Annotated in this window: 16 protein-coding genes and 1 pseudogene; 4 read left to right on the forward strand and 13 right to left on the reverse strand. The window is 28.3% G+C overall.

Going from position 1 to position 16,807, the window contains the following annotated elements; translation table 11 throughout:
- Both KIB46_RS14385 and KIB46_RS14390 read left to right on the forward strand, forming a co-directional pair.
- The coding region (locus KIB46_RS14385; RefSeq protein WP_291672787.1) for a DUF1659 domain-containing protein at positions 1 to 231 on the forward strand (231 nt) is incomplete at its 5' end.
- Between the two features lie 42 nt (positions 232 to 273).
- Entirely contained in the window at positions 274 to 492 is a 219-nt protein-coding gene (locus tag KIB46_RS14390) for a DUF2922 domain-containing protein (RefSeq protein WP_156558979.1), read from the forward strand.
- Between the two features lie 50 nt (positions 493 to 542).
- Here KIB46_RS14390 and KIB46_RS14395 read toward each other — a convergent pair whose 3' ends face one another.
- The 5 genes from KIB46_RS14395 to KIB46_RS14415 are packed head-to-tail and all read right to left on the reverse strand — an operon-like array spanning position 543 to position 6,880.
- Complete coding sequence (locus KIB46_RS14395) at positions 543 to 1,040, reverse strand: GrdB-related putative oxidoreductase (protein ID WP_156558981.1); 498 nt, start codon at positions 1,038 to 1,040, stop codon at positions 543 to 545.
- Positions 1,041 to 1,055: 15 nt separating this feature from the next.
- On the reverse strand, positions 1,056 to 2,384 hold the full coding sequence (celB, locus tag KIB46_RS14400) for a PTS cellobiose transporter subunit IIC (protein WP_156558983.1): 1,329 nt from the start codon (positions 2,382 to 2,384) through the stop codon (positions 1,056 to 1,058).
- 21 nt (positions 2,385 to 2,405) lie between these two features.
- The gene (locus KIB46_RS14405; RefSeq protein WP_156558985.1) at positions 2,406 to 2,726 is read right to left on the reverse strand and encodes a PTS sugar transporter subunit IIB; all 321 of its coding nucleotides are present in this window, start codon (positions 2,724 to 2,726) and stop codon (positions 2,406 to 2,408) included.
- A gap of 18 nt (positions 2,727 to 2,744) precedes the next feature.
- Entirely contained in the window at positions 2,745 to 3,842 is a 1,098-nt protein-coding gene (locus tag KIB46_RS14410) for a MupG family TIM beta-alpha barrel fold protein (RefSeq protein WP_156558986.1), read from the reverse strand.
- A gap of 14 nt (positions 3,843 to 3,856) precedes the next feature.
- A complete protein-coding gene (locus KIB46_RS14415) occupies positions 3,857 to 6,880 on the reverse strand; it encodes a glycoside hydrolase family 2 TIM barrel-domain containing protein (protein ID WP_291672792.1) in 3,024 nt (1,007 codons plus the stop codon).
- 182 nt (positions 6,881 to 7,062) lie between these two features.
- On the opposite strand from KIB46_RS14415, the gene KIB46_RS14420 reads away from it, so the two are divergent.
- The gene (locus tag KIB46_RS14420; RefSeq protein WP_156558990.1) at positions 7,063 to 7,902 is read left to right on the forward strand and encodes an AraC family transcriptional regulator; all 840 of its coding nucleotides are present in this window, start codon (positions 7,063 to 7,065) and stop codon (positions 7,900 to 7,902) included.
- 107 nt (positions 7,903 to 8,009) lie between these two features.
- On the opposite strand, the gene KIB46_RS14425 is transcribed toward KIB46_RS14420, so the two are convergent.
- From KIB46_RS14425 to KIB46_RS14450, 7 genes and pseudogenes are all read right to left on the reverse strand, one after another.
- Positions 8,010 to 8,921, reverse strand: coding sequence for a hypothetical protein (locus tag KIB46_RS14425; RefSeq protein WP_291672794.1), 912 nt, complete (start codon positions 8,919 to 8,921; stop codon positions 8,010 to 8,012).
- An 11-nt stretch (positions 8,922 to 8,932) separates the two neighbouring features.
- The gene (locus tag KIB46_RS14430) at positions 8,933 to 9,613 is read right to left on the reverse strand and encodes a hypothetical protein (protein WP_291672796.1); all 681 of its coding nucleotides are present in this window, start codon (positions 9,611 to 9,613) and stop codon (positions 8,933 to 8,935) included.
- 295 nt (positions 9,614 to 9,908) lie between these two features.
- Positions 9,909 to 10,475: a zeta toxin family protein gene (locus KIB46_RS14435; protein WP_156558996.1), complete on the reverse strand. Its 567-nt coding sequence runs from the start codon at positions 10,473 to 10,475 to the stop codon at positions 9,909 to 9,911.
- Position 10,476: 1 nt separating this feature from the next.
- Positions 10,477 to 10,641 carry a hypothetical protein gene (locus KIB46_RS14440; RefSeq protein WP_156558998.1) on the reverse strand — a complete coding sequence of 55 codons (165 nt, stop codon included), beginning with the start codon at positions 10,639 to 10,641 and terminating at the stop codon, positions 10,477 to 10,479.
- Positions 10,642 to 11,078: 437 nt separating this feature from the next.
- Entirely contained in the window at positions 11,079 to 11,942 is an 864-nt protein-coding gene (locus KIB46_RS14445; protein ID WP_156559000.1) for an Rpn family recombination-promoting nuclease/putative transposase, read from the reverse strand.
- A 273-nt stretch (positions 11,943 to 12,215) separates the two neighbouring features.
- A pseudogene (locus KIB46_RS16430) lies at positions 12,216 to 12,335 on the reverse strand (erythromycin esterase family protein); the annotation flags it as partial.
- A 462-nt stretch (positions 12,336 to 12,797) separates the two neighbouring features.
- On the reverse strand, positions 12,798 to 13,307 hold the full coding sequence (locus KIB46_RS14450) for a hypothetical protein (protein WP_291672799.1): 510 nt from the start codon (positions 13,305 to 13,307) through the stop codon (positions 12,798 to 12,800).
- A gap of 385 nt (positions 13,308 to 13,692) precedes the next feature.
- Between KIB46_RS14450 and KIB46_RS14455 the strand changes: the two genes are divergently transcribed.
- The gene (locus KIB46_RS14455; RefSeq protein WP_291672801.1) at positions 13,693 to 15,744 is read left to right on the forward strand and encodes a family 16 glycosylhydrolase; all 2,052 of its coding nucleotides are present in this window, start codon (positions 13,693 to 13,695) and stop codon (positions 15,742 to 15,744) included.
- 94 nt (positions 15,745 to 15,838) lie between these two features.
- On the opposite strand, the gene KIB46_RS14460 is transcribed toward KIB46_RS14455, so the two are convergent.
- Entirely contained in the window at positions 15,839 to 16,534 is a 696-nt protein-coding gene (locus KIB46_RS14460; RefSeq protein WP_156559008.1) for a DUF4272 domain-containing protein, read from the reverse strand.
- Positions 16,535 to 16,807: the final 273 nt, after the last annotated feature.

The raw sequence follows: 16,807 nt of genomic DNA on the forward strand, positions 1-16,807 counted from the left end.
ATGGCAATTACTAAGGTTTTAGCTAGTTCTGCTTTAGTTATTGAAGTGGAAAATGGATCAGACAAAAACGGAGCTCCAACTTACAGAAAGAAATCTTTTTCTGGAGTTAAGGGCGATGCTGCTGTTGAAAATGTATATGCTGTTGCAGATGCTGTAAAAGCAGTAATGAAGAAACCAACTAGAAACTACTACCTAAATGACTCTAACTTGCTTGACAACGACCAGGCGTAATAGTGGTAATTTCTAAATCTTAAAGAAAGGGGGAACTTGATTATGGAATACACTTTATCTATGACTTTTACTACTTCTAATGGAGAAAAGTCTACTATATCTATTGAAGGAGTTAAGGAAAACTTAACTCAAGCTGAAGCTTCTACTTTAATGGATGCCATTATAGAAAAGGATATTTTCCTTACTAAAAATGGTACATTAACTGGCAAGTATTCAGCTCAGTTAGTACAAAGACAAGTTACTAAATTTGAAGTAGCTTAAATAAGTAAAAAAAGAGGCTTGCAAGTGACTGCAAGCCTTTTTTTCTATACCTATTCCATTTCATTACTATCTACTAATCTTTTTGCAACGCTACAAATATTCTTAAAAGCTTCTCTAAGTCCACTTTCCCCCTTATTAGGTGTCTTAATAATTGTAATTTTATCATTATACATATCAATTACTTCTGAGCTATCTAATGAAATTGCTGCTAAAGCTTTTGTATTAGTTGTTGTTACAATATCATAGGCTACTTTTGCACACATAGAAGCAGAATCTACATAGCTTAATGAAGGCCCACATAATACAATATCTGGTTTTAACCTTTTAACCATGCCACAAATTTTACGACTAACCTCTTCTGGATTTTCAATATAGGTTCCAGTTCCACAATAAAGTGTTGCAACTATGTTAGCATCTATTTCATTTAAATAAGGCTTCATAATTACTCCTGGTCCAATTAACTCCTTGGTTCCAACAAGAGGAATCATTTTATCATTTTTTGTTCCATAGCCAGATTGAACTTGATCTAATATCATTATAACTTTCATAATTAACTTCCCATCCTATAAATCCTCAAATGATAAATCATCAAGAGAAATATCATCATCTGAGCTTTCACTTGCTTGTAATTCTTCATTTTTATACTGCTTATCCATCATCTTTACAAATGGCATATAAATAAATACACCTAAAATTACAAGAATTAATTGAAGAAGGGCTCCTTTCCAGCCAGTTGTTAAAAATCCAGATATAATAACAGGGGTTGTCCACGGAATACTTACTCCACTAGTAAATGGAACTAGTCCACTAACCATTGTAAAATATGATATTAAAATATTTATAAGTGGTGTTAATAAAAATGGAATTAAAATTGTTGGATTTAATACTATAGGCAATCCAAATATAACAGGTTCATTTATTCCAAATAATGCAGGTACAACTGAAATCTTACTTAAATTTTTAATACGTTGTGATCTACATACAATAATCATTGCAATTAACATAGATAAAGTTGATCCAGCTCCTCCAAATGTAGTGAACAAGTCATAGAACTGTTGATTTATTACATTTGGAAGTGCAGTCCCTGCTTGGAATGCTGATAAATTTTCCATTGAAAGTGGTGTTAATATTGGTTGCATTATACTACCAACAATAGAACCTCCATTTATTCCAAAGAACCAGAAGAAATGTTGGAATCCCATTGCAACTAATACTGCACCTAATGTATTTCCTAATACTAAAAGTGGTTGTTGTAAAAATTTAAATATAAAATTAAATGCATTATCATATGGTGTAAGTGCTAATAAACTATTAACTAAAAAGAATATTCCAAGTACTACAGCTGAAGGAACTAAAGCTGCAAATGATTGAGTAACTGCTGGTGGAACACCCTTTGGCATTTTAATTATCCATCCTTTTTTAATTACCCATGCATATATATGAACTGATAGAAATGCAGTTATTATTCCTATAAATATTCCTTTAGAACCAACCCAGTCTAATGGAATTCCATTTAATGTTACACTGCCATCTGTAACTTTATATGGCATTAATATAAACCATGATACTACAGCTACAGCAGCTCCTGATAATTTATCTACATTTAATTCTCTTGAAAAAGAATATGCAATTCCAACTACAGCTAGGATAGCCATAATATCAAATGTTGCACTTGTTGGTTTAGCCATATAAGCTGTCCAATTTTCCCCAAAAAATCTCGCCCAAAATTCTGTCCAATTATTAATTGGGAAGTTTGCAATAAGTAAGAAAAATGATCCTATAATTAATAAAGGTGTTGTAAGTAAAAATCCATCTCTAATAGAAATTAAGTATTTATTCTTCCCAATCTTTTCAGCAAGTGGCATAAAAATTGATTCTAATTTATCTAACATTAATAATCACCTCACATTTTTTTATTTATTACTTTTTATAAGTTTTATAGCATGTTTTAATATTTTTTCTCCATTCATCATTCCATAATCATCAGAATTAATTACTTCAATTGGAATCCCATTATTTTCATAACGTTTTGAGATTTCCTTATATCTATACTTTACTTGAGGACCTAATAAAATTACATCTGGGTGTTTTTCTTCAACAACTTCATCTATTTTTCCATCTGGAAAAGCTTTTATTTCTAGTGGAAGCTTATGCTCATTAGCCACCTTTTGCATAATATTAGCTAACATACTTGTTGACATTCCTGCACTACAAAATAAATATATTTTTTTCATTTTACTCTCTCACTTTCTTTATAAGTTTTTCTTGAATGTGAATATTTTTCTAGGTTCCATATAATCAAGTAAAAATAATTCTTCCTCTGGTATATGCCCAATTACATTCTTTCTTCCATCATTAGGCATATCTTTTAGTACAATGTGAAGCTCCCCTTTATATCTTGAATATTCATCATTTAATATAACAACGTCTCCTCTTTTCATATCCACAGCATTTCCTTTTGGAATAGATTCATTAGCAAATGTCCCTCTTGGAGCACTAGAACGAGCCATATATTCACTAACATCTCCTCTATTTGCATGATTTTCCTTGTAATATAAAATTTCATATTCTACTTTAGTTAATTCTTTATCTAACTCAATTCCAAAGGTTAAAATTCCAGGATTAATTTTTGAACATGCTTCTAATTCCTCTTCTGAAGCATAAGCATTTCCTATCATAACGTCATCAATCATTCTAGTAGCAAATAGATGCCTTACTTGTAAATCTATAGGTAAATCACGATGCATTTCTAAAGTACATAACCCTTCTCTAACTGGCCAAGGCCCATATGTATCATTATTATTACTAGATACAAAAGCTGCTGTATGTAACCCATACTCTTTCATTGCTTTATTACAATTATTAAAATGTTCTAAGCTTAAACCTGTATATCTTTGTGGGTAAAAATTGTGACAAGTAATAACCTTATCTTTGTTTGGGAAATTACTCATTACATTATCTAAGTACCCACTACCCCCACTTGCATTTAGCTCTATTTTTAAACCACCTTGGTTATATGTCATAAGACTTTCTTTTACTCCATCAAAACCTTCATCTAATCTTATTCCATCTGCATGTATCTCACTAAATAAAGATAAATCATCATAAGATACACCAAGATCTTTAAAAACTACTGGATTAACATCAAGAATTACTTCCATGCCCTCTTCATGTGCAACATCAATTAATTCTCTAAATTCATCTATAAGCTCTGCTCTTGTCTTTTTTCCTATACTTAATAGACATGTAAAAACTCTTTTAAATCCATATTTTCCAGCTAAACGAATGTATTCAATATCCTTTTCCTTTGTTGAATGTTCTGGATATATAGAAATTCCAAGTCGTGCCATTTAAACCCCTCCTGTTACCTTTCTTCAAACTTTAAGTAGAAATTAAACTTCATAGATTTTTCATTTAACCTGTATTTATGATCTAATTCTGGACCACAGCTATTAGACCCAATTCCACTTTGTTTGTAATCAATTATTAAATAGGTTGCATTATCTTCAACTAATTCAAAGTTATGCTTTTTATTTGTTAATTCCTCAGTTGAAAAATGAGATACATTAAAGCTAAAATCCTCCTGTGATGCTACATAAATCTTAGAATTTTCATTATAGATTTCAACTTCTTTACATAAACTTCTGCTTCCATTTTCCTGTGGACGAATATAGTCTTCATGGATTTTTGAAACACTTGAATTAAATCTTCCTAAATAACTAGCATAATGTTTATCTTGATAATTCTCATAAGGTCCTAACCCAAAATAAGTTAAATTCTCATAAGATTTATCTAATTTAATTTCAACTCCAAACCTTGGTAAGAAAGGTGAATTAACATTTTTATCTGCCTCAATCTCAGATTTTATTAAACCGCCTGGTAATATAATCCACTTAATTGCAATATCTAATACCCTCTCTCGGTATATAGGAATCAAACTTAAATGACTGGTAATTGTTATAGAACTTTCTTTATTTTCTATTGTAGTTTTGTATACTCTTGACTCTAAGTTGTTAAAGCCAGCTTCTATCCACTGAAATTTTATTTTTCTATCATTGTCAGTAGGAGCACGCCACACTTTAAACTTCATAGAATCTTCAATAAACCTACATTTTTTATTTTCTATTAACTTGAATAATGCAGTATTCTTGTCATAAACATAATTAAAATCTCCATTAACTATGTTTATTTCTTCTGCACTTTCATTTACTATAAATCCTTCTTTACAACTTTTTACTTCTGTAATACTTTCAAAAGATTTAAGACTTTTCACATTATTTGACCAAACTATCTGGTCATGTCCTAATTTCAAGCCTTCTTTATATAATAGAAAATCAGCTTTTACAATGTATTCAAATAATATAGTTACAATTGTATTTGGTATTTTAGGTAAGTCTAAAGCATACCATTTTTCTTCCTTAGATTTTAAAGTATCAATAAGCAATTCTTTTTCACTAATAACATGTCCATCAGAAAAAAGCTTATATTTAACCTTTAAAAAGTGGCCTATATCTTTGAAATCCATCATATTTTTAAGCTTAACTTTTTTATTAACTTCATCTACCTCGATTAGTCTTATTGGCCTATTAATGTTTTGATATTCCAAAAGTCCTGTATGAGGAACACGATTTGGATATACCAAGCCATCAACACAGAAGTTTCCATCATGAGATATTTCTCCAAAATCGCCACCATAGCCATACATTGTTTTGCCATCTTTACTTTTTCCCATATCTATAGCATGATCGCACCATTCCCATACATAGACCCCTGCAAATTCTTTATGCTCTTGAATTAATTCATCATATTCTTTTAATCCACCAGGACCATTTCCCATTGCATGTGCATACTCACATAATATAAATGGCTTATCTATCCCCTTGTTGAAATACTCATTTATTTCATCAATGCTAGGATACATTCTACTTATAACATCTATATTGCTAAAGTCATTTTCTCTATTTTTATCTGCATAAAATGCACCTTCATAATGTAATAACCTAGTGTTATCTAACTCTCTAGCTCTTATTAACCCTTTCTCAAAATTACACCCAAAACCTGATTCATTTCCAACTGACCACATAAAAATACATGATCTATTTTTATAAGGAATAATAGAAGCTTCAATTCTATCTTCTATAACTTTTTCATAAATAGGATCATTTGCTATCATATTATAGTTTTCAAGATATCCAAGACCATATAATTCAACAACACCATGGGCTTCAATATCTGCTTCACTAATAACTAAAAATCCATACTTATCACACATTTCATAAAAAATTGGTGATTTGGGATAATGAGCTGTTCTAATTGAATTAAAGTTATATTGCTTCATTAGCCTTAAATCTAAAAGTAAATCCTCTTCTGTCATAACATATCCATTTAAAGGGTGGCTATCATGATGATTTACACCACGTAATTTCACATTTACTCCATTTAGCTTTAAAACACTATCTTCAATTGAAATTACTCTCATTCCAACTTTTTCTTTAATAACTTCATCCTCTGTGTTAATTAATAAAGTGTATAATAGTGGTTCTTCAGGATTCCAAAGTTCAACATCCTCTATTTTTAAAGTAACAGAATCATTATTTATAAGTCCTGACTGAATAACTTCACCCTTAGGATTTAATAAACTATAAGTAATATTAGGATTATTCACCTTGTCTATAACTTTGAAATTTAAAAATCCTATTTTATTTTCTAAGCTAATATCAGTATCTATTTTATAATCTACAATTCTTGACTTAGCTCTCTCCAAAATGTATACATCTCTAAAAATACCAGACATTCTAAACTTGTCCTGATCCTCAAAATAAGTACCATCACACCACTTTAAAACAAGAACTGCTATTGTATTTTTTCCTTCTAATACTTCTTTTGTTATATCAAACTCTGAAATACTATGAGAAATCTGGCTATATCCAATAAACTTACCATTTAGCCATATATAAAAGCATGAATCTACTCCCTCAAAATTTAAGTGGTAATCCTTGTCCTTAGAAAAATCCTCTATCTCAAAATCCCTTATATAAAACCCACAGGGATTATTGTTTGGCACAAATGGTGGATTAAAACCTATAGGATATTTAACATTTGTATACTGATGATTATCATACCCCTCCATTTGCCAAAGAGAAGGAACTTTTATTAAGTCAAAATTTTCATTTTTATTATTTAAAAGATTATCAATATTAATATTTCCTAAGCTATTGAAATACTTAAAGTTCCAAGTGCCATTTAGTGATTTAAAACTCTTTTGATTATCTCTACTAATCTCTTTAAGTGCTTCATTAACACTTTCAAATGGAACATAATAACTTCGTCTTGGCATCATATTTACATGTAAAAAAGAAATATTTTCATGATATAAATTTAATAACACCTTTACCCACCTTTCTTCAAATATATCCTTTATGAAAAGTCATCATAAACATATATTTTTGTTTTAAGAAAGCGCTTACTTAAATACATTTATATTATAATTCATAAATATTTACGTTTACATAGAATTATAGCGCTAAAATATGTTATAATGTTTCCAAAATATTTCATGGAGGTAAAAAGATGCAAATTTTATGGAATAAGTATAAAAGTACTAATTTTGAAGCAAATTTAGATGAGTGTGGAATTGAACAAGGCACCCCTGGGGCTGGTTATAATTATAAAGTAGAAAAAAATGCTGTTATACATTATATTGCAAAAGGCAGCGGAACCTTTAAGATTAATGATAAAATTTATACATTAAAAAAGGGGGATGGTTTCATTCTATTAAAAGGTATGAATGTAGAATATATTCCTTCTATTGATGATCCCTGGAAGTATTATTGGATAGGATTTAGTGGACAAAGTTTAAATGAATATCTAAAAAGGACTTCTATTATAGATTCATGCATTATTAACTTTAGTAAAAAATCAAAAATTCCTAATCTGATAATTGATATGTGTAGTATTTCAAAAAAATATGATCAAACTTCCTCTGATGATATATTACTATTAAGTAAATTACATCTACTTTTATACTATATTTCATCAGAATTTCCTAAGTCTTTTAAATATAATAACAATCTAACTCATACTTATATCCAAGAAGCTACTACATTTATAAATAATAATTATATGAACCCAATAACAGTACAAGAAGTAGCTGATCATGTAAATTTAAGTAGAAGTTATTTATATAAGATGTTTATTAAACATTTAGGTGAGTCTACTCAAAGTTATTTGATTAATATTAGAATGTATAAGTCCTCCATATTATTAAAAGAAACTAGTTTATCTATAGCAGAAATTGCAAATAAGGTTGGTTATAGTGATCCTTTATTATTTTCCAAAATTTTTTCTAAACACTTTTCTATGTCAGCTTCAAAATATAGAAAAAGTCATCAAAAAAATAAGAATTTATAGATTTTACTTAAATAAATTTCAATAATAAAAAGCATTTTCTCTAATTTAAGAAAATGCTTTTTGTATATAGTCTGAAACTACGAATTATCTTAGTCTTTTTTATTTGGTTACTTATTTCTTATATTAACTCTAACACCTTGAGGGTATTGTTCAATAGTAACTATTCTTCCATCTAATTCTAATGTTTGATTAGAGAAAGGACTTGATATAATATCAAAAACTTTATTACCACCTGTTGGAAGCAACATATTTAAACAATTCTTAATTACACCATTAAATGTTGAAGAGTTTTGGTATAATATAAATCCTGCTTGGTTACTATCAGCACGAGCTGTACCTAATTTAGAGCCATTTTCCCAATAAGTACCTAAATCATCAAAGCCCATACTTGGTAGCTTACTTGCAAATGTGCTAAATGCCATACCTGTTGGCTTTGGCTGTTCTGGTTTTGGATCAGGTTTAGGTGCTGGAGTCGTAGTTCCATTATTTCCACTATTACCAGAGTTTGAACCGTTATTAGAAGAACCAGAATTATTTGAACCACTATTAGAATTATTATTACCTGTATTAGTATCTTCTTTAGGTTTTTCTACAACAATACCTTCTTCACTACCCTTAATACCTAAATTCTTTTCTACTACGAACATTGGAATTAAGAACCCGTCCCCTTCTTTTGCAGGTGTTTGCATTACAGGGAAATTATATTCTAATCCATCTGCACTAATAACTTCTGTTTTTAATACAGTCATTTTACCATCAATAAAGATACATGGAGCTTCTTCATAGATAGTAACTAATTTACCATCAAAAGTAATGTTATAACCTTTTCCATAAACTTCGTGAGTTACTCCTGATATTTGTTCCCCTTTTAGCCTTGCTAACTCTACAATATTTACACATTTTACCCCATCTACATCTTTATATGAAAGTGTTGTATCCGCACTTACTACATTATTAGCAGTTAAAAATATACCCAATGATACAGTTGTTGCTATAAGTAATTTTTTAATATTCAGCATACTAAATCCCCCTACTCTGAAATTTTCACTTCTTTATCTACTATCACTAAAGTTTCTTCCATTTTTGTATCATATAAATAAGAATTGTTATCTTTATTATTTACATTTAATTTTATACTTTCTATATCCTTGTCGCTATTAGTATCTAAAAATAGCTTTACATATGTTTTCATTCTCTTCATAATCTCTTCATTGCTTAATTCTTCTAAGCTCATATCAATCTCAATTTCAAGATTACTATCTTTTGCTGATATTAATTTATTATTAGAATAATTACCTATTTCATCTCCAGCATTAACATTTTTAACTTCATTTACAGATTTTATTGTATATGTTCCTTTTTCCAAAAATATCTCTATATTAAAGGCCATATTCTCCTCAATAGCTTTTACAAATTCTTTGTTTTCTCCATCTTTATATACATTTAATATAATTTCTTCTTCTTTTACTTTGTCTTGTTTTGCTTTAGAATAAATTTCTTTTACTATATCCTCTACAGATTCTCTACTTAAATTTCCTGTTAAATTAGCTTTTATTATTCCTTCATTATTTTCAAAAGCTGAAACAACATATTCTTCTCCAATAATATTTTCAATAAAATCTACTTTAATACTTTTACTACTACATCCTATGAAACTAATCATAAGTAATGTTATTACCATTAAAACACTTATTGTTTTTTTGATCCTCATGTCTTTCCCCCTAATTTTAGTTGACTTATCTTTTTTCTATAACATTATTTAACATAACAAGACAATTTTTATTATAATATCCTAATATTTATCTTGTCAATTTATTAACTTTTTACCAATATTTTATTGAAGAATAAAAAAAGACCACCTCACTTATTTATGGTACGATTCCCCACACCGTAAGTAAAAAAGTCTAAACTTCCACATCTACATGATAATTAATAATATTTCAAATTCAAGTTTTCATTATATTTTTATATAAAAATAGCTAGTAAAACTTTTATAATTTTACTAGCTACCTTTGTAAAATATTTTTTGACCAATTAGGTATTTTTTTATCTATCCATATTACCTTACCCTTTTTTAAATATATAACTTCTCTTAATACTTCTGTATTATCATATATATTTACTTCATCACATATCTCAATTACATCATTTAAATTTTTTAAAGAATCATAATATCTTCTTTCTATATCTTTATCAGGTATTCCATGGCCACCTTTGCTTACTCTAATTTTAACTCTTTCCTTGGCAAGTTCTGGATTCTCTAACCCTATATAATTCATAACAATATGAAAACCATTTTCTTTTGCAAACTTTATATTCTTTACTATGCTTCTGCCAGATAGTGTTGTTTCTTGATTAAATGATATCCCATCCAAAATATATTGCTTTATTAACTTAACAGCCTCTCTTGCACATTTCATTTGAAGATTATTGTCTTTCCAAGAACCAATTCTAGCTACCATTTCATCAGTATTTATTCTTTTTTCATTTTTATTTTCATTATAATAAATAGATTTGTATATTGAGGTTTTACCTGCTCCATTAACTCCAGCAAAAATTGTATAAGTTTGCATATTATTTACCTATAACCTTAGCTTGCTCTTTTTGTAATACTAAATTAGATAAGGTCATATAAAAGTCTTGCTCTTCTTTTGTCTTAGCACTTTTAAATAATTCCTTCAATTGACTATAGGAATAATTTATAAAAATATCATATAAATTAATATCCTTACTTACCATTAAATTTCCTCCTAAAAACGCATTTATATGAATATTATATACCAAATTCAATGTATTATAAACCTAATACCTTTTAATTTTGGCTCTCCACAGATACGCTTCCCCTCACCGTAAGTGAGAATCTAAATCTACGATTTAGTTCTTCGAAATTATGCAGAGCGAAAGTAAAAAAGGTAAGGAAAATATAAAATTACTATCCTTTATTTTATATTTTTTAATATGAAAATGTAATAATACCTTTGATTTATAGCTAATTTAAATTTTATACTTTTCTATGCATTAAAAATAGGATAGGTTTTCACCTATCCTAACAATTCTTATTTCTTAATGAATTAATTTTATCTATATCTAAACCTGTTTTTAACGCTATCGTTTCATTATCTAAAACATCTAATAAATTTCTAGCTATTTTTACTACTTTCATTTCTTCTGCTGAGTTAAATATTTTCTTTGTATACTTCTTCTACTAACTCAATACTTACCTCAAGCATTTCTGAAATCAATTCTTTATTCATTCCCTTTAATAACATATTTCTAATTGCAATTTTAGCTCTATTTAAATCTCCCTCTTCTCTCCCTCTTTCCTCTGCGGAACTAATCATATTTGCTCGTTCATGAAGTGATCTTTCTCTCTCATAATAAATCCTCATAGCTTCTTCATCACTACTTAGGTATTCGATTTTTTGTTCAGCTTTTTCTATTGCTGTATCCAAACTCATCAACTCCTTTAATGTAGTTTCAGGTGTATCTTTTTCTAAAAACATAAGCCATCTTTCTATGGCATTCTCTCTATACTCCTTATCTTTCTTCTTTCTAAACTTCGGTAACTCTAAAAAGTGAATCTCAACAACATCTGTTAACATATATTCCTTTTCTATATCCTCCCATAGATGAAATGAAGATTGATAATTTTCAGTACCTAAGAACTCAAAATCTAAGATATTGATTGTAATTACCTTTTCTAAACTAGTATAGTCTTGACCCTGCTTTATATTCTCAAGATACATCTTTCCCCAATAAAATAATGTCCTTTTATCCATATTACCTTGATCTGTAAGCTGTACTTCTATATCTATATTTTCTCCCTTAGAAGTTTTTGCTCTTACATCAATAATTCCTGTCTTATCTAAAATTAATTCCTTTGTTAATTGTTTATTGTCTATAATTTCTAACTCTACAATCTTCTCTTTCTTAGTTCTTTTTAAAACAGCATTGATAAATGATATTAAAATATCCTCATTGCCTTTTTCACCAAATACCTTCTTAAATATAAAATCATTTAATGGTTTTACTTTTCTCATTTATATTTACCTCATTATTTCATCTTTAGTTAAATTATTATCATGTACATACTTTATTATAACATTAACTGAAAATTTCTTTAATAAAAACTTAATACTACCACTTAATATTCCTTATAATAATTTTGATTTTCCATAATACTATTTCTCATCTAAAGCTACATTTGTATCCTTCTTAGTATTACAATAAGCAAAATATGCTTTCACAGGTTTTAAGTATAGACATGCTTTCATACCTATAATTAATGTTTTCAAGATCAAAAAAATCATTGTTTACTTTTTATAGAAATTCTCCATAGATGCAAAAATCAATCCTTTATCCTGGACATCAAAACCATAAAATCTCACTTTTTTATTATTACCAACTGTATCATTATACTCTTTCATCCATTCAACTAATGAAAGAAGTTATTCTGTTGCATATATTGCAAAACCACCATTTCCTTTACTAGAAACCTAAATAGCCTATCTTTAAATTCATAAAAGTTTCCAGTTCCATGAGTAGCCTCTCCAGCAGCTATTATAGTTTTACCCTTTAGTTCATTCTTTAAAAACAAGTAATAAAATACAGATTATTATATCCTTTATTTTAAATTACTTACTTTTGTTTTGTCCTGTGTTTTATAAATACACAATACTTTAGGGTTATATATTTCTATATTTAAAACAATACTTAAATATATATTTACGCAGATAAAATTCTTATTTGCTATTCTATTTTCTCTATTTTATCAAAATAAAGAGATATTTCTCCACAATTACCACATACAGCAGCCTTCACTTTTCCTTTAGTATCAGAAAAAATTCCAGTTCCTTTACCTAACATAACTTAATTGCTTTAATAATTTTTCTTACTCATTGATCTAGGAACATAATAATTAACATAAATGCAGATGCTAATGCAGCTATGAATGCAATAAATACAGTTATTATTTCATATTCCCCACTATTTTGTAAATCATCTCTAAAAAATCTTGGAATCTTTGCATCTGTATATTTAACATCAATTATGGTACTTTTCTCTTCTCCACCATCTGGCGAAATAATCTTTCCATGAACTACAAAATCCCCCAATAATGTTGGGTCATTTACTACTCCATATGGCAGATTTCCTACTAATTCAATATAATATGGTTCTATATCTTTATCAGGATACTTTTCTTTTAATATATTCTTAAGTTTATGTTTATCTTTACCTACTTTAAAAACTGGTCCTGTATTTCCACTAGTTCTTTCAACTTTTATACTAATATCTTCACTTGTTAAAGAAACCTTTGGTGTTATTCTCATTGGAATGAAATAAAATGCTAATATTCCTATACTAATCAATAAAATACTAATTGAAACTTTTTTTATCTTTTTCATCTTAGCATAGCTCCCTTCAATGCCTGGTAACTTCCTAAAATTATTTATAAAATTTCTATTTTTCACTTATAAACTAATATTATTATGAATTAATTATATGATTTTTTTGGTAAATACAACGCTCAAAGCCACTAATTTTCATTTTATTAGTACCACTTCTTTATCTATAGCATATTCTAGCCATTGTTTTCCATTGTTACAGCCAATATTAATAGTTTTTTATAAAAATTAACATATTTTTTAAGAGAATAGGTTTACATATAAGCAATCATACTTTATAATTAGTTACATAAAATAATTAATTAACGCGTTTTTTAATAAATTTTACCAGTAAATGTTATAAATTATTATTAATAAATTCTATGGCTTAAAGGAGATTAACTATATGAAGAAACATAAAAAAGCATTATCATTATTAGTTCTATCAGGTATTGTTGGAGGATTAATTACAAATATACCACTTAAAGAAGTATCAGCATCAACAGTAAAACATCAATATGAACTAGCAGACTTACAAAATAGTAACTTCATTAAGAATGGTAATTTTGAAGAAGAAAACAACTATTGGAATATAGTAGGCCAAAATAGTTCTATTATAACAGACAAGGATAATAACAAATATGGAAAACTAGGAAAAACTACAGACCCTCATGCTAATGGACATATATGGCAAGACGTTACATTAAAACCAAATACAACATATATATTAAAAGCAAAAGTTAAGGTTTTAAGTGATGATGAAAATAGCTATGTAACTTTAGATGTAAAAAAAGGAGGAAGTTCTGAAGCTAAGTATTTTAAAGATAAAAAAGTAATAGCAATAAATAATGAATGGCAAGAAATTTCTTTAGAATTTACAACAGATGAAACAACTAAATATGCAGTAGGTATTGGACGTTGGGAAGATAATGCTTCAGCTTCATTAAAAGATTCAGAAGCATATATTGATGATGTAAGCGTTGAATATAAGGATTCTATTGATAAAGAAAATTATGATTTTGTATGGGCTGATGACTTTAATGATGAAAATTTAAATTTATCTAATTGGGAATATGAATTAGGCTCTATTAGAGGAATTGAACAACAACATTATGTTAATGATCCAGAAAATGTTTCTATAAGAAAGAATGGAGACAATGGAGAATTAGTTTTAAAAGCAACAGACAGACCTAAAGAATTACAATACAATAACCCTAGAAATAATGATAGAAAAGTAATTTATGATTCTGGAAGTGTTAGAACTCATGGTAAGCAAGAATTTTTATATGGACGTATTGAAATGAAAGCTAAACTTCCTAAAGGTAAATCTGTGTTCCCAGCCTTTTGGACACTTGGATCTGATTTTACATTAGATGGTGATGTAAGTTCTGAACAAGGATATGGATGGGCACGTTGTGGAGAAATAGACATAATGGAACTAATAGGTTCTGAAGAAAATGAAGCTGGTAACAAAACTGTATATCAAACTATTCATACATCAAATAAACCAGACTCAAATACTGACCATAAACTTTTAGGGACAAGCTATACAATAGATGAAGATTTTTATGATGACTATCATATCTTTGGAATTGATTGGTCAAAAGGAAAGTTAGATTTCTATGTTGATGATAAAATAGTTTCATCAATTGATTATTCAAATGATGAAATAGCAAGAAAATGTTTAGATAGACCACAATATATTCAATTTAACTTAGCAATGGGAGGAGCTTGGCCAGGAGAAATTTCAGAAGGCTTAGCTGGTACTGAATTTGCAATTGATTATGTATACTATGCTCAAACTCCACAACAAAAAGCTGATGCAGAAGCATATTATAAAGATGCACCTAGATTAAGTGGATATAAAGATTTAACAATTTATGAAGGTGAAACAGATGCTATATTAGAAAATGTAGTTGCTGAAAATGGAGATGTAGATTTTTCAATAACTGACCAACCACAATTTAATAAAAAAGAGCAAAATGCAACATCTGATAATCCTCTTACAAGTGTAGACTTGTTATGTACAGGAAAAAATGATTTAGATTCTTTAGCTAAGTTACCAGCTGGTGAATATACACTATATTACACTGCTTTACCAAAGAACATGCAGTTAGAAAGCTCAAACCCAGAAGATCCAAATAGTCCAATGGTTCCATTAGCAAGTGAAGAATATAAGTTTGATAGAAAAGCTGTAAACTTAACAATTAAAGAACGTAATTCAAATGAAGAAATTCCACTTACCCCTATTAAGCCTGCTGATCCTGTAATTACTGACAAGCCAAATAATGACAACAATAACAACAACAATACTAATGGATCAGGTACTGAAACTCCTGATATTCCTAAAACAGGGGATACTTCTAAGACAAATTTATTATTTTATATATTAGTTGCATCTAGCGGATTAGCAATATTTTCATTCAGTAAAAAAGCTAAAAAGAAGGTAATAGAATAGATACTTAAAAATAAAGGAACTGTCGCTAAGGGATTTTATTCCGCTAATGCGACAGTTCCTTTACTTTTATCTAAAACAATACATAAATATATATTTATGTATCCAGTGAAATATCATCCCAATCCTCTACTTCTTTAATAAGCCACTCAAGACCTTTTCTTCTTTCCATAACAACTCCAGGATTAAGTTGTCCAACATTTGTATCTGGTCTTATACTTTTTTCAACACAAGCCCAATGGTAACGATAATATAAATCCAACATATCTAATATATCTTCCACATTTCTCATTTTACATTTATTTTTGAATTCTTCATAAGTATCACAATCTCCAACAGTGATAATGGCTTTTTTACAGTCACAAATATCATTTGACTTTTTAATATCATCAATTAATCCTAATGCCCAAATTAAACTCCAATAAGTTTCGTAAGTCCAACTAACATCTATTACATCTTGTTCACTATAGTTGTTATGAAATAATCTTTTTTCTTTTTCTAATAATTCATTTTCAACATTATATTTTTTTAATAACGTTGAAAATAACTCTTTTGACTCATTATAATCATTTTGTTCTGCAATATCACAAGCAAGCTGAATTGATAATAAACAAGCAATGGCTCTTTTACAAATAGTATCTATATCTTTTAATCTTACAGAAGAACTTGGTTCCACAGTTGGTAAATTCTCAAAACAAGCAATCCCCATCTTTTTTATATATTCATTATTCTTTTTTCTCCTATCTTCGGGCAATACTATTTTATTTTTTCTAATTTTATCAAATAACCCCATAATCAATCTCCTTTACAAATTCTAAATTTACATATTTGGAATTTAATCCTATTATAACATTTTCTTCTAATAATGTATAATTTCCTAAAGAGTTAAAAAAGGTGGGGTGTATATTTATTTTGCTTGTTCCGTCGCAAGCTCCAAGTCACATCAAAACAAATATCCACCCCCCCCTACTAAAGGTAAGGAAATTATAAAATTACTATCCTTTATTTTATATTTTTTAATATGAAAATGTAATAATACCTTTGATTTATAGCTAATTGAAATTTT

This window comes from Clostridium sp. (assembly GCF_018372875.1).
Classification (GTDB): Bacteria; Bacillota; Clostridia; order Clostridiales; family Clostridiaceae; genus Clostridium.

What these genes read in the sequence shown, in the direction of transcription:
- KIB46_RS14390 (WP_156558979.1), top strand. Translation starts at nt 274, where the DNA reads ATGGAATACACTTTATCTATGACTTTTACTACTTCTAATGGAGAAAAG.
- KIB46_RS14395 (WP_156558981.1), bottom strand. Translation starts at nt 1,040, where the DNA reads ATGAAAGTTATAATGATATTAGATCAAGTTCAATCTGGCTATGGAACA.
- celB (WP_156558983.1), bottom strand. Translation starts at nt 2,384, where the DNA reads ATGTTAGATAAATTAGAATCAATTTTTATGCCACTTGCTGAAAAGATT.
- KIB46_RS14405 (WP_156558985.1), bottom strand. Translation starts at nt 2,726, where the DNA reads ATGAAAAAAATATATTTATTTTGTAGTGCAGGAATGTCAACAAGTATG.
- KIB46_RS14410 (WP_156558986.1), bottom strand. Translation starts at nt 3,842, where the DNA reads ATGGCACGACTTGGAATTTCTATATATCCAGAACATTCAACAAAGGAA.
- KIB46_RS14420 (WP_156558990.1), top strand. Translation starts at nt 7,063, where the DNA reads ATGCAAATTTTATGGAATAAGTATAAAAGTACTAATTTTGAAGCAAAT.
- KIB46_RS14425 (WP_291672794.1), bottom strand. Translation starts at nt 8,921, where the DNA reads ATGCTGAATATTAAAAAATTACTTATAGCAACAACTGTATCATTGGGT.
- KIB46_RS14430 (WP_291672796.1), bottom strand. Translation starts at nt 9,613, where the DNA reads ATGAGGATCAAAAAAACAATAAGTGTTTTAATGGTAATAACATTACTT.
- KIB46_RS14435 (WP_156558996.1), bottom strand. Translation starts at nt 10,475, where the DNA reads ATGCAAACTTATACAATTTTTGCTGGAGTTAATGGAGCAGGTAAAACC.
- KIB46_RS14440 (WP_156558998.1), bottom strand. Translation starts at nt 10,641, where the DNA reads ATGGTAAGTAAGGATATTAATTTATATGATATTTTTATAAATTATTCC.
- KIB46_RS14445 (WP_156559000.1), bottom strand. Translation starts at nt 11,942, where the DNA reads ATGAGAAAAGTAAAACCATTAAATGATTTTATATTTAAGAAGGTATTT.
- KIB46_RS14450 (WP_291672799.1), bottom strand. Translation starts at nt 13,307, where the DNA reads ATGAAAAAGATAAAAAAAGTTTCAATTAGTATTTTATTGATTAGTATA.
- KIB46_RS14455 (WP_291672801.1), top strand. Translation starts at nt 13,693, where the DNA reads ATGAAGAAACATAAAAAAGCATTATCATTATTAGTTCTATCAGGTATT.
- KIB46_RS14460 (WP_156559008.1), bottom strand. Translation starts at nt 16,534, where the DNA reads ATGGGGTTATTTGATAAAATTAGAAAAAATAAAATAGTATTGCCCGAA.